The following is a 12,898-nucleotide window of genomic DNA, read 5'->3' as shown; positions in this document are numbered from 1 at the left end:
TTATTCATTGAGTTATCACGATAGCAAAGGGTCTCACTATTAGTGAGACCCTTTTTATTCACATCAATAACTTCTAACGAGATGTGATGCGTTAAATTTCTTGCATCAACTGAATATAGTTACCGCAGGTATCATCAAGTACTGCAATCATCACAGTGCCTGTTTCTCTTGGCGCAATGGAGAACTCAACACCAAGGGCAGACATTCTTTCGTATTCCGCAGCAATATCGTCAACAACAAACGACGTCCAAGGGATACCTGCCTCTTTAAGAGATTGTTGATACAACTTGGCAGGTTCAAATGCCATGGGTTCAAGTAGTAGTTCAACACCCGATTGTTCCTGTGGAGATACTACGGTTAACCATTTGTGCTCACCTACAGGTACTTCCGTCTTCTTCACAAAGCCCAACATGTTGGTGTAGAAGTCTAATGCTTTGTCCTGATCGTTGACAGGAACACTCGTTAAAGCAATTTTAATCATTCATATTTACCTTAGATGTAATGGAATAACTAAAAGATAGCCAAGAAGTCATAGGAAAACTTATTCTAGATTGCTTTTATTGCGCTTTTGAAACTCCCTTGGTGAATAACCCGTACACTTTTTAAACACCGTGGAAAACGTCGCTACGCTTTCGTACCCCACTTCAAAGCAGGTATAGGTAATCGGGTGCCCCTCTCGCAACAGTGCTTGCGCTTTGGCGATGCGCATATCCCTGAGATAGCTTCGAGGTGTGACACCATAGAGCTTTTTAAAGAGGCGTACATAGTGAAAGCGCGACATCAACGCCGCTTTAGCTAAGTCGTTCAACTCAATATTCTCTGAGTGGAATTTTTCCATGAAGGCTTTGGATTGGCGAATGAGTAAATACTGCTTGGCCTTTATGGGAGATTCACTGTAGAGACGGTCAATCTCTTGTTCATAGAATGTTTTGTTAGAAGGTGCCACTTGGACTCTGTCCCTTTCCAAAATACTCATCAAAGTCTAACACACGACTTGACCTTAATTGCTAGGCAAACAAATCTCAATCGGTATGATTTATGAGTACGAGCAAGTGTGTATAATCGTCGGTAGACTCTTGCTGTCAGCATGAGAAAGACAGCGAACTAAAATGGATGGAAGATGAAATTACAAACTATCGATAAGCAGTTATACCGATCTCGTTTAAACATCGTCATAATCGCTTGTATCGCGACCTTAGCAATTTCAAGTTTAGCGATTTCACAAACCCTGATTTATCTCTTCCCTTCTCCTTCTGGCTCTCACTTTCACTGGAACCTTCTAGGCGTCATAGTTAGTGCTATTGGGCTTGTTATTGTTCTTCTAAAACTCAAAGCCCAACCCAAGATGAAAGAGGTCGTTTATGTTTGGGAACTGAAACAAGCACTGAATCTCATTTATCGCAAAAATCGCAAGCTGCTAGCCGCCGCCGAACAAGGCAACGCTGATGCGATGTTAGCGCTGCAGTTCAGCTACGAAGGGTCGCGCCAACTTTGGCAACTTGATGACAACACCATCACCATAAGTAGCTTAAACAGTGCACAGGAAAATCTTGACGAATGGATACAAAGGTACGGCGTAACAATCAATGTCAGCGACTATGACTCAGCAATATTGAAGCAATTTTAATATTCACCTAGCTACATACAATTATCATCAATTAAAAATCGCCTTTAAATAATATATTTAATAGGCGATACTTTCTAAAGAAACACTCTGTTTCAATCACAAACAAATCCTCAGACTTTTATTAAAACCCCCATAGAGCAGTGCCAACCAACTAACACACAGGTCATTTTGAAATATAATCTAACTAATTAATACACAATGACCAATATATTAAATAAGTCATTGATTTATATATGACATACTTAATTTTACTTTGATTTAACCTTCAGGAAACATCTATTTTTAATTTATCCACTTCATTTGCACTTTGAAAGTAAATCCAACCCAGTACCCACAAAGAAATTATGGGATATATTAGTTTCAATATTAAAAGTTCCGTTAATTAGTTTCTAGCTGTGTGACTGTTTGTATCAATAGATTTCTGGCACATTGATATAACGAACTTATATAACTATATTCACAAACCATAATAACTATATAAATATTTGTGCACTGGTTAATAACCTTTGTTGAAGTCAAAGTCGTTATAATACTCAAGGAAATCTCATGATTGAAATCCATTGGTCGGTCGCGCTCGCAATGAGCTTTTGCAGCTTTCTAGGCATACTAAGAGTGTATGGAAGGCGTGTTGATCGATTTATGAAGCGTGTTTCTGCTCAGATGTTAAAAATTCTCAATGGCTCTATGAAAGCCTCTAACTACGCTCAACAGCGAACAGAAACAGAGTTGTATCAAATTGGTAGTCAGGAACGTAAATACGAATTTGGTGACTATATTCGCCAGCAAACCACCCGAAATAAAGACCTTTAGCATATCTATTAGACACAGCTGCTTCTATTCCGCTCTATATCGATGGAGCAGCTGTACGTCACCTCTACCTTGTAAAAGTGCACTTATACCCGACTCTTAACACCACAACCTTGTATAACTAACTTGGTGAGAAACGTCGCCGCTTGTTCATAATCTGCGTCGTCTAATTCGGGTTTATCCAATACACTGCAAATCTGCCAATTAAAATCAGCGTAGGTCTGAGTCGCAGACCAAATCGCAAACATAAGATGATGCGGTGGTACTTCATCCATAAAGCCTTGTTTCGACCAAGTAGCAAACTTGGAAATGATCATCTGCGATTGTTCAAACAGCTTGTCTCGAATGGATTCTGGCAACACCTTTGCCCCGGACATTACTTCACTAGCGAACACACGAGAAGCATGAGGATAATCACGGGAAATCGTCAGTTTGGTACGAATGTATTGAGTCAACGCTTCGACGGGATCATCTAACTGTTCGATAGGTAATGACGCAGCAAGCAATGGCTGAGTGACGGTTTCGAGCACGGCATAGTAAAGTTTGTCTTTGGAGCTAAAGTAGTAAAAGACGTTAGGCTTGGGAATATCTGCCGCTTTTGCTATATCGGCCATCTTGGTGGCAGCGTAACCATGCATAGCAAACTGTTCACTGGCAACCTCGATAATAAGGTCTTGGTTCTTTCGTCTGATTCGCGACATACTCTTCCCTGCTCTCATGTGCTACTTAGTTAATCTTAATGAAAACAAAGAATAAGTCCAAAACTTATGGGGAATACTGAGAGGTAAAAAATCCCAAAACCGATACAAACAGCGCCTGTTAATGTTGAAGTTAGAAGCCCTTTAACTCCAATAACTGCCTGCACGATTTCGGGAACGCGTATAAAAGGAGACAAAACTACGCGATTGATGCGGAAATCATGGCCCTAAGTAATCATTAATCGTTACGGATTGAATGATTAGAGCGAGCCTCTATTGCTTTAATTAGTGCGGAGTGGTCCCAGTTTTCACCCCCTAAGTCGGCACACTCACCAAACAGTGCTTGCGCGTTTTCAGTGTTGGGTAACGCGACCTCAAGTTCTTGAGCTCCAGTTAGCGCAAGGTTTAGATCTTTTTGGTGAAGCGCAATCTTAAAGCCAGGGTCAAATGTGCCTTCTACCATACGCTCGCCATGCACTTCTAAAATCTTAGAACTTGCAAAGCCTCCCAATAGCGCCTGTCTCACACGCGCTGGATCCGCACCGGCTTTCGATGCAAAAACAAGGGCTTCCGACACTGCCTCAATATTAAGTGCAACAATGATTTGGTTAGCGACTTTACATGTTTGGCCTGCGCCACTATCACCAACAAGCGTGATGTTTTTGCCTAGTTTCTCAAACAGTGGGCGAGCTTGATCAAATGCTTCTTGGTCGCCGCCTACCATAATGCTCAGTGTTGCATTAACAGCACCCACTTCACCACCTGACACCGGAGCATCTAGATACTGTGCACCACTTTCTTTAATGCGTTTAGCAAATGACTTAGTCGCGATTGGCGAAATTGAACTCATATCAATCACTAACTTTTGAGACGTGCTTGCCGCTAACCCCTCTTCCACTCCGCTTGCTCCGAACAATACGTCTTCAACTTGTGGTGTATTTGGCACCATTAGAATGATAACGTCAGCGAGCTCAGTCGCTTCTTTCGGTGAGTGACATACTGTTGCGCCGCGAGTAACCAGTTCAGCCGGTGGAGCATTGAAGTGATCCGACAATACCAATTCGTAACCTGCCGCTTGCAGGTTTTTAGCCATTGGCTGACCCATAATTCCGGTACCGATGAATGCAATTTTCATGATGTGTTCTCCTTAACGTATCGAATTATTGAAAAGCGTTTAACCAAGAAAGACCTTCTTCAGTGGTCGTCTTCGGTTTGTATTCACAGCCCACCCAACCTTGGTAGCCCATTGCGTCAAGTTCTCTCAATACAAAGTCATAATTGATTTCACCGGTACCTGGCTCATGACGCCCCGGGTTGTCAGCCAATTGAATGTGAGAAATTTGCGATAAGTTATTGGTGATGGTCGGAATTAAGTCGCCTTCCATAATTTGCATGTGATAGATGTCGTATTGAACCGATAGGTTCGCACTACCGACTTCTTCAATAATGGATTTCGCTTGTTCTGTGGTGTTCAAGAAGAAGCCTGGAATATCACGTGTATTAATCGCTTCAATCACCAACTTGATGCCTGCCGCTTCCAGTTGCTGAGCAGCATAACGAAGGTTGATTACGAACGTCGTTCTCGCGTCTTGCTCAGTCACACTTGCCGGAACAATTCCTGCCAAGCAGTTGATTTGCTTACAGCCCAGAGTCTGGGCGTAGCTTATCGCTTGGCTCACCCCTTGTTGGAACTCTTCGATGCGACTTGGGTCGACCGCAATACCACGATCTCCCGCATTCCAGTCACCAGCAGGAAGGTTAAACAAAACCTGCTCTAGATTATTGTCATCCAACACCGACTTAATAGTTTCTGCTGTGAAATCGTAAGGAAACAGATACTCTACTCCGTGAAACCCTGCATTAGCCGCTTTTTCAAATCGACTCAGAAAGTCAACTTCATTAAACAGCATCGATAGGTTAGCTGCGAATTTTGGCATAATTTTCTCCTTAAGACTGTGAGTTTGACGAATCTAGTGACGACAGTGCAGTTGGTGCATCCGTTGCATTTTCAGCTAGTGGTTCAAATTCATTGATAGCGTTGATTTCGACACCCATTGAGATGTTAGTGACACGCTCTAGAATGATTTCAACCACAACAGGGACCTTGTGTTTCGCCATCAGCTCTCTTGCCTGAACGAACGCATCTTGGATGTCTTCTGGCTGTGTTACACGAATCGCTTTACAGCCTAACCCTTCCACCACTTTCACATGGTCAACACCATACCCTTCAAGTTCTGGAGAGTTCTGATTGTCGAACGCAAGCTGCACGCAATAATCGATGTCAAACTGACGTTGTGCCTGACGAATTAGGCCAAGATACGAGTTGTTAACGACTACGTGGATATATGGAAGATTAAACTGCGCACCCACAGCTAACTCTTCAATCATAAATTGGAAGTCATAGTCACCTGATATTGCGACAACATCACGGTTTGGATCCGCAGCTTTCACACCCAGCGCAGCGGGAGCAGTCCAGCCTAAAGGACCCGCTTGGCCACAGTTAATCCAATGGCGTGGCTTGTATACATGAAGGAACTGAGCCGCCGCGATTTGCGATAGACCAATCGTGCTGACGTAACAAGTCTCACGACCAAATGCTTTGTTCATCTCTTCATAAACACGCATTGGTTTAATTGGCGTTTCCGTAAAGTGCGTTTTACGCAACATACTGGATTTGCGCTGCTGGCATTCACCAACCCAAGACGCACGATTAGGTAAAGTACCTTTTGATGAACGTTCGCGAGCAACATCGACTAATAGCTCCAATGCAGGTTTGGCATCCGACACAATACCAAGATCCGGGCAGAATACGCGTCCAATTTGAGTCGGCTCAATGTCTACGTGGACAAACTTGCGGCCTTCGGTATACACATCCAATGAACCGGTGTGACGGTTAGCAAAGCGGTTACCAATACCGAATACAAAATCAGAGTTCAAAAGCGTTTCGTTACCGTAGCGGTGTGCCGTCTGAAGGCCCACCATACCTGCCATCAACTCGTGATCATCAGGGATAGTACCCCAACCCATCAACGTTGGAATCACTGGCACGCCAGTCAGTTCCGCAAACTGTTGTAGCAGTTCTGATGCCCCTGCGTTGATAACACCGCCACCTGAAACAATGACCGGTTTTTCGGCAGCACACAGCATATCAAATGCTTTTTCTGCCTGCTCGCGAGTTGCGGTTGGTTTGTATGCCGCAAGTGGCTCGTAGGTATCGATATCAAATTCGATTTCGGCTAGCTGTACGTCTAGTGGCAAATCGATAAGAACCGGGCCAGGCCTACCTGAACGCATTAAATGAAATGCTTTTTGAAATGCGCGTGGCACTTGAGCGGGCTCTAGTACTGTGGTCGCCCACTTTGTTACTGGTTTGGCAATAGATTCTATATCTACCGCCTGAAAATCTTCTTTATGCAGTCTTGCTCGAGGGGCTTGCCCAGTAATACATAGAATCGGAATCGAGTCCGCCGATGCAGAATAGAGTCCCGTGATCATATCCGTTCCAGCAGGTCCCGATGTACCGATACAAACACCAATATTACCTTGGTTAGTTCGTGTGTAGCCTTCTGCCATATGTGATGCGCCTTCAACGTGGCGGGCTAACACATGGTCAATACCACCTAGGTGTTTCATCGCCGCATACATGGGGTTGATTGCTGCGCCCGGAACACCAAACGCAATGTCTACTCCCTCTTTCTTTAGTACGGCTACAGCTGCTTCAATTGCCTTCATTTTCGCCATTCTAATATCCCTCTCAGATTGTATACAATTCAAATCCATATTGTGTACTATGAACCATATCCAGAGAATCGCAACCCCAAAATCAACATTTTTGCAACATAGAGTTAAAGCACTAAGTGACCACTTACGCCGTAGTTCCTAACAGATAATACTTTATATAAAATATCTTTACGTAAAAATATTTTCAGAAAAATTCGATGATAAATTAATGTTAAATACCCTTTGATCATTTGTTTGTTTTCCAATATAAGTAAATACACGGATACAGTTTTGTATACAAAATAAGAAAGTATTGTTTAAAGGAGACGAACAATGGCACTTAATGAAGTTATGGACGCAGCACAAGCAGATTGTCTTAAGGTAATTGGAGATACCCAGTCCACAGCTTATCAAGCGATCCTAAATTCCAACGCTCTAACCTTCCTAGAAACGTTAGTTGCGCACTTTGGCAGTAGACGCACTCAACTGCTACAAGACCGTGAAACCAAACAAGCCGCCTTTGATGCGGGCGAGCTACCAGATTTTCGCAAGGACACCAAATCAATAAGAGATGACAAGAGTTGGAAGGTTAGCCCGCCGCCAGCTCCGCTACTAGATCGTCGCGTTGAAATTACCGGTCCTGTTGATAGAAAGATGGTCATTAATGCACTGAACTCCGGCGCAAAAGTATTTATGTGTTGCTTTGAGGATGCTTCCTCCCCGACCTGGCAAAACATGGTAGAGGGACAGATCAACTTACGCGACGCTAACCTTGGAACCATCAGTTATTACGACGACACCAAAGACAAGCAATACTCATTGAATAGTGATCCAGCACTATTAATTGCTCGACCTCGCGGACTTCATTTACCAGAAAATTCTATTCAATATCAGGGCCAGCCGATTGGCGGGTGCTTAATGGATTTTGCGTTGTATTTCTTCCACAACTATCAGTCTCGTGCAGACAAAGGCTTAGGTGTTTATTACTACATTCCAAAGTTGGAAAGCATGGAAGAAGCGAAATGGTGGGATGACGTATTTGCCTTTACTGAACGCTACTTCGGGGTACCAACAGGAACAATTCGAGCGACCGTGCTTATCGAAACACTACCTGCTGTATTCCAAATGGAAGAGATGTTGTATGCAATGAAGGACCACATTGTGGCCATGAACTGTGGTCGATGGGACTATATATTCAGCTACATTAAGACGTTGAAGAACCACAAAGACCGAATTTTACCAGACCGACACGGCATCGGTATGGACAAAGAGTTCCTAAACGCCTACAGCCAATTACTGGTTAAAACCTGTCATGCACGTGGTGCACTTGCGATGGGCGGGATGTCTGCCTTCATTCCAGCAAAAGATCCTGAAGAAATGGAACGTGTAACAGCGAAAGTCATTGAAGATAAAAAACGCGAGTCGAATAACGGTCACGACGGCACGTGGGTCGCGCACCCTGCATTGGTTGATCTTGCGATGTCGGTGTTTGACGAGCAGCTTCAGGGGAAAACAAATCAACTTGATTATGTCAGTCCATCGGAAGACATTACTGCCGAGACGCTATTAAAACCTTGCGAAGGTACGCGTGATGAAGCGGGTGTGCGCAAGAATATTCGTATTGCTCTCTACTACATTGAAGCATGGATACAGGGGCACGGTTGCGTACCAATTTATGGACTGATGGAGGATGCCGCAACGGCTGAGATCTCTCGTGCCAACATTTGGCAGTGGATCCACCACGGTGTCACTCTGGATGATGGCCAAGTCTTTACATCATCACTCTTTCACACTTGGCTCTACCAAGAGCTAAAAACGATTAAACAGGAAGTTGGCGATGCACGTTATGCTGCAGGACGCTTTGATGAAACAGCTGACCTTTTTTATGAGCTTTCTACAGCAAAACAGTTCGCTAACTTCCTGACCCTTCCAAGCTATTCGTTACTTTAACCAAACTGTTGGCAAAGTACGCCTAAATCCTGCTGACTTAATCCGAATAAGTGCTTAAGGCAGCAGGTACGAATAGCGCAAGCTATGAGACGAGGAGATAACATGGGAAGTTTAACTCTACAACAAGCACTGACCATTATTGATGGCACATTTGAAGCTGGACTGTCTGACGACTGTGCGCCTTTGACTGTTGCCGTTCTTGATAATGGAGGAAAACTGATTTCTTTGCAGCGACAAGATGGGTCTAGCATGATGCGACCTGACATTGCAATTGCCAAAGCATGGGGCGCATTGGCGCTAGGTTGTTCCTCCCGAAAACTAGCGCAAGACGCTGATTCTCGTCCTGCATTTATCTCCGCGGTTAACGTACTTGCCCACGGTAACATGGTTCCCGTTCCGGGCGGACTGCTTATTCGAGACGCAGAGAAAAACGTGATTGGCGCTATTGGCGTGAGTGGCGATCTCTCTGATATTGATGAGCGCTGCGCTATTCAAGGGATTAACTGTGCCAACTTATACAGCGATGAGGTAGCCGCTTAACGTATAAGGCCCTAACGAATTAGGGCCTTAATGCTTATTCATATTGGCTTAACCAAGTTTTAAACAACTGATTTGCCTGTTTTTTCTGAGAAGCCGAAAGAGATTTCACCAGTCCATCTTGCACTTCGACGTGTTCTTCGATCATTTTATCAATCAGCACTAAGCCATCTTGAGTCAATTGCACCGTAACGCTTCGACGGTCCGCCTTGCTGTGCTCTCTCGAAATTAATCCTTTGGACTCCAACTTATCCAATCTATTGGTCATCGCTCCTGACGTAAGCATCATCGTGTTAATTAGCTCTGACGGCGTTAAACGATAAGGCTTACCGCTACGTCGCAAGGTTGCTAAGACATCAAATTCACCAAGTTTTAAGTCGTATTTTTTATGTAAATCCGCCACTTTGGTTTCCATATATTTGGCAATGCGCATTAGCCGCCCCATCATGGCCATAGGTTCTGTGTCCAGCTCAGGCTTCTGTTTTGCCCACTGCTCTACTACGCGATCAATCGCATCCATGTCTTATTCATCCACTGGTTAATCATCAAGAAAAATTAGTTTAACATAAAGATACTTTACAGACAGCCAATTTGTCGTTAGAGTGTGCGCAAATATCTTAACGTAAAGATAAATTAAATGAACATACTTTTGGCAATGATCCCCGCCTTTTTCTGGGGTACAACTTATGCCGTAACCAAATTTACGCTACCAGACTGGCCGCCGATTTTGTTAGGGGCTCTGCGAGCGCTACCAGCAGGTTTATTATTACTGCTGGTTAAGCCGACTTTACCTAAAAAAGGTGAATGGCAAGTATTACTAACGCTTGGTCTTATCAACATCGCCACCTTCTTTGGTTTGATATTTGTGATGGCGCAAACCTTGCCGTCTGCCATTTCAGGCGTAGGTATGGTTTCGGTGCCTGTTTTCGCAATGTTATATCAATGGCTGGTAAAAAAACACCGTCCGAGCTGGTCACAAGCATTGAGTGGTCTAGCGCTGGTATCACTGGCATTTTTCTTGTTTTCGCCAGGTTCGATCAGCCTTAACCCAATAGGTTTAGGCGCAATGCTTGCAGCGATTATGTGTATTGTCGCGGGTAGTAGTATCACTAAGTCATTGGGCACTAGAATTCACTGGTGGACAATATTAACTTGGCAGCTAATCTTAGGCGGCGCAATCTTAGCGATTGCTTCTGGCTTTCACGCCGCAATTGCACCGGAAACTTATGTCTCGGTCATCGAGAACTTTGATGGTCGAAACCTGTTTGGTTTAAGTTGGGTCGTTGGTCTCAATACCGCACTAAGTTACGGCATGTACGTATGGCTGTTACAGCGGATGACCGTGGTAGATTTCACTTTCGGTGGTATCGCAAACCCAATAGCAGGCATTGTTTGTGGCCTAATGCTACTTGGTGAGTCGTTCACGCATACTCAATACATTCTGATGATGGGTATGATAATAACCTCACTGATTCCACAAATGATCATGGCGATAAAACAGCATCGTGTGACGCGACTAGCCAACCGATAATTACAAGATACCGTTTTCCCAAAAGCGTTTAATACAATGCTCGGCAGCTTCTACCGAGCATTGTTGTTTCCGAGGCTAACACTTTACAAACATAGTCAGAACCGTACTATAGGCGGCTGTTTTTACCAAAAGAGAATCCTTGTGAAACGATTAGTACTGTATGTCTCAGACAAATGCCCTCACTGTAAAGATGCTCAGCGTTATTTGGACAGCAAGGGTTATAAATACCGCCTGACCAATGCAAAAATGCAGCGTGGTCGCAAAGAGTTAGATGCGATTGGAGCTCGTTCTCTTCCTGTACTGAAAATTGGTGACCAATATATGGTAGGTTGGAACCCGAAGAATTTCGAACGTATGTACAAAAGCAATTAATCCTTCATTTCCTATACTGCTTCTGTCAATGTCGAGAGGCAGTATAGTATGAACAATTGGTGGGCATTTTTAATTGGATTCGTTACCGCTTTCAGCCATGCGGACAGTTTAGAAGTCTTGGATGAAGCGAGGATCATTAATCAACGACTGTATTTAGTTCATATTGGCAGTCAGCCTTCGCCGATACACACTTGTTTCGCCACCCAAATTGCCAACCAAACGTTAATCACACCGGCTCATTGTATCTACGATTATACCTCTCGCAGTTTCTACCCACTTAGAGATATTCGGCTAACCGCGCTATTTGGCCAAGATGAACGTTATGACTTTGCTCACGCGACTTCAGTAAAGACCGATCACCAGAACGTCGAAAAGATGACGGCGCGAGATGACTGGGCCATTCTTGAAGTGGGTTCTCAGTTAGGCTGTCATCAGGATATCGCCGCTCTTGTCGACACCTCTACCGTTCAATGGGAGAACGAGCCGATTCAATTGTTGGTTTATGATCAAGCTCGTGCAGCACTTGCCATTGAAACCTGTTTTGTTGACTCATCTAATCTGAGCGACATGACCATAAGTCAATGCAGTGATATGACTCAGGTGTTTTCTGGCACACCTATTTACGTCCAAATAGGTGTGAATATGGCTTTGATTGGTATGGTCACCAATAAACAACAAGACATAAACCATTCTGTTTATTCCGCAACGTCTATCGGGCAAGTGCTCACTCGGCTACCTACTTCGAGTACTTGCATCAAAGATGCTTCTTAACAAAGTCTATAAAAGTCCTATCAGCGCGCGATAAGTACCCATCTTTACGCCAAGCTAGAGCAAGGTCGACGAATACTGGCGGCTCAAACGACAACCCCTTAAGTTCTGGTTCATGCCCTGTGACCAACTCCAATAATGCCGTAATAGCAAACTCACGCTTTACTATAGATAAAATCATTGGGAGAAGATTAGTTTCAAACGAGAACTTCGCTTCGATATTACGGCGTTCACACTCCTCATCAATAAAGTCGCGGTGGAAATATCCGGGTTTAAACATCACCAGTTCTTCATCGAAAAACTCGTCAAAATCTAATGATTGTTTATTTGCAAATGGGTGGTTTTGACTGACTACCGCGACCATTTCAGAGCGAAAGATCTGGTCGACTTCTAGATCACCGGGCACGTCCGTATTGCGAATAACACCGAGGTCAATATCTCCATGGAGTAACATCTTTCTGATGTCTTGTGTCCCTGCCTCAATAACCGTCATTTTGAGATTGGGATAGGCACTCTTAAATGCCATGACTATTTCTGGAAAAAAATAGGACCCCATCATACTTGGTGTCCCCAAACGAACTTCGCCCTTTAATAACCCTTTCATCTCATCAATGGCTAGGCTGGCATCATCAATTTGCCGCAGAACCTTCTGAGCATGAGGCAGTAATACTCGACCTTCCTGTGTCAACATAACTTGTTTATCGACGCGAGAAAAAAGCTGTACACCGAGCTGCTGCTCAAACTTCTTGATAGAAATGCTCAGTGCAGGCTGAGCAATGGCCACCGCTTGGGCTGCTCGGGTAAAGTTTTGGTGTTCTGCGACGGCAAGAAAGTGCTTAAGTTGTTTAATATCCATATTAATAAAATATATCGAAGTTATAGCTTTAA

The 12,898-nt window shown here is 43.9% G+C and carries 15 protein-coding genes; 7 read left to right on the top strand and 8 right to left on the bottom strand.

Going from position 1 to position 12,898, the window contains the following annotated elements; genetic code table 11:
* Positions 1-91: 91 nt before the first annotated feature.
* Together HOP38_RS06750 and HOP38_RS06745 are read right to left on the bottom strand one after the other, a co-directional pair.
* Entirely contained in the window at positions 92-481 is a 390-nt protein-coding gene (locus HOP38_RS06750; RefSeq protein ID WP_031494100.1) for a VOC family protein, read from the bottom strand.
* A gap of 60 nt (positions 482-541) precedes the next feature.
* Entirely contained in the window at positions 542-976 is a 435-nt protein-coding gene (locus HOP38_RS06745) for a helix-turn-helix domain-containing protein (RefSeq protein ID WP_198557713.1), read from the bottom strand.
* Positions 977-1,120: 144 nt separating this feature from the next.
* On the opposite strand from HOP38_RS06745, the gene HOP38_RS06740 reads away from it, so the two are divergent.
* Together HOP38_RS06740 and HOP38_RS06735 are read left to right on the top strand one after the other, a co-directional pair.
* The gene (locus HOP38_RS06740; protein ID WP_198557712.1) at positions 1,121-1,627 is read left to right on the top strand and encodes a DUF3087 domain-containing protein; all 507 of its coding nucleotides are present in this window, start codon (positions 1,121-1,123) and stop codon (positions 1,625-1,627) included.
* A gap of 546 nt (positions 1,628-2,173) precedes the next feature.
* Positions 2,174-2,437: a hypothetical protein gene (locus tag HOP38_RS06735; protein ID WP_038228374.1), complete on the top strand. Its 264-nt coding sequence runs from the start codon at positions 2,174-2,176 to the stop codon at positions 2,435-2,437.
* 83 nt (positions 2,438-2,520) lie between these two features.
* Here HOP38_RS06735 and HOP38_RS06730 read toward each other — a convergent pair whose 3' ends face one another.
* The 4 genes from HOP38_RS06730 to gcl all read right to left on the bottom strand — a co-directional run bounded on the left by HOP38_RS06730 (position 2,521) and on the right by gcl (position 6,873).
* Positions 2,521-3,135, bottom strand: coding sequence for a TetR/AcrR family transcriptional regulator (locus tag HOP38_RS06730; RefSeq protein ID WP_038228372.1), 615 nt, complete (start codon positions 3,133-3,135; stop codon positions 2,521-2,523).
* Positions 3,136-3,370: 235 nt separating this feature from the next.
* Positions 3,371-4,270, bottom strand: a complete 900-nt coding sequence (locus HOP38_RS06725; protein WP_198558266.1) for a 2-hydroxy-3-oxopropionate reductase — start codon at positions 4,268-4,270, stop codon at positions 3,371-3,373.
* A gap of 22 nt (positions 4,271-4,292) precedes the next feature.
* Positions 4,293-5,069 (bottom strand): hydroxypyruvate isomerase, encoded by a 777-nt coding sequence (gene hyi / locus HOP38_RS06720; RefSeq protein WP_038228368.1) that lies wholly within the window; start codon positions 5,067-5,069, stop codon positions 4,293-4,295.
* A 10-nt stretch (positions 5,070-5,079) separates the two neighbouring features.
* Positions 5,080-6,873, bottom strand: coding sequence for a glyoxylate carboligase (gene gcl / locus HOP38_RS06715; protein WP_198557711.1), 1,794 nt, complete (start codon positions 6,871-6,873; stop codon positions 5,080-5,082).
* Between the two features lie 312 nt (positions 6,874-7,185).
* Here gcl and aceB point away from each other — a divergent pair, with 312 nt between their 5' ends.
* The gene (gene aceB, locus HOP38_RS06710; RefSeq protein WP_198557710.1) at positions 7,186-8,802 is read left to right on the top strand and encodes a malate synthase A; all 1,617 of its coding nucleotides are present in this window, start codon (positions 7,186-7,188) and stop codon (positions 8,800-8,802) included.
* Positions 8,803-8,904: 102 nt separating this feature from the next.
* The gene (locus tag HOP38_RS06705; protein ID WP_198557709.1) at positions 8,905-9,342 is read left to right on the top strand and encodes a GlcG/HbpS family heme-binding protein; all 438 of its coding nucleotides are present in this window, start codon (positions 8,905-8,907) and stop codon (positions 9,340-9,342) included.
* A 34-nt stretch (positions 9,343-9,376) separates the two neighbouring features.
* Here HOP38_RS06705 and HOP38_RS06700 read toward each other — a convergent pair whose 3' ends face one another.
* The gene (locus tag HOP38_RS06700) at positions 9,377-9,859 is read right to left on the bottom strand and encodes a MarR family winged helix-turn-helix transcriptional regulator (protein ID WP_006070592.1); all 483 of its coding nucleotides are present in this window, start codon (positions 9,857-9,859) and stop codon (positions 9,377-9,379) included.
* A gap of 117 nt (positions 9,860-9,976) precedes the next feature.
* Here HOP38_RS06700 and HOP38_RS06695 point away from each other — a divergent pair, with 117 nt between their 5' ends.
* From HOP38_RS06695 to HOP38_RS06685, 3 genes are all read left to right on the top strand, one after another.
* Complete coding sequence (locus HOP38_RS06695; protein WP_088877153.1) at positions 9,977-10,870, top strand: DMT family transporter; 894 nt, start codon at positions 9,977-9,979, stop codon at positions 10,868-10,870.
* A 141-nt stretch (positions 10,871-11,011) separates the two neighbouring features.
* The gene (locus HOP38_RS06690) at positions 11,012-11,242 is read left to right on the top strand and encodes a glutaredoxin family protein (protein ID WP_006070589.1); all 231 of its coding nucleotides are present in this window, start codon (positions 11,012-11,014) and stop codon (positions 11,240-11,242) included.
* Positions 11,243-11,290: 48 nt separating this feature from the next.
* A complete protein-coding gene (locus HOP38_RS06685; RefSeq protein ID WP_198557708.1) occupies positions 11,291-12,013 on the top strand; it encodes a hypothetical protein in 723 nt (240 codons plus the stop codon).
* On the opposite strand, the gene HOP38_RS06680 is transcribed toward HOP38_RS06685, so the two are convergent.
* Positions 11,997-12,866: a LysR family transcriptional regulator gene (locus tag HOP38_RS06680; protein WP_006070587.1), complete on the bottom strand. Its 870-nt coding sequence runs from the start codon at positions 12,864-12,866 to the stop codon at positions 11,997-11,999. The genes HOP38_RS06685 and HOP38_RS06680 overlap by 17 nt on opposite strands.
* Positions 12,867-12,898 lie beyond the last annotated feature (32 nt).

Source organism: Vibrio mediterranei (assembly GCF_013364395.1).
GTDB classification, from domain to species: Bacteria; Pseudomonadota; Gammaproteobacteria; order Enterobacterales; family Vibrionaceae; genus Vibrio; species Vibrio mediterranei.
The sequence above is the reverse complement of the archived record's forward strand: the minus strand, read 5'-3'. Positions and strand labels throughout refer to the sequence as shown.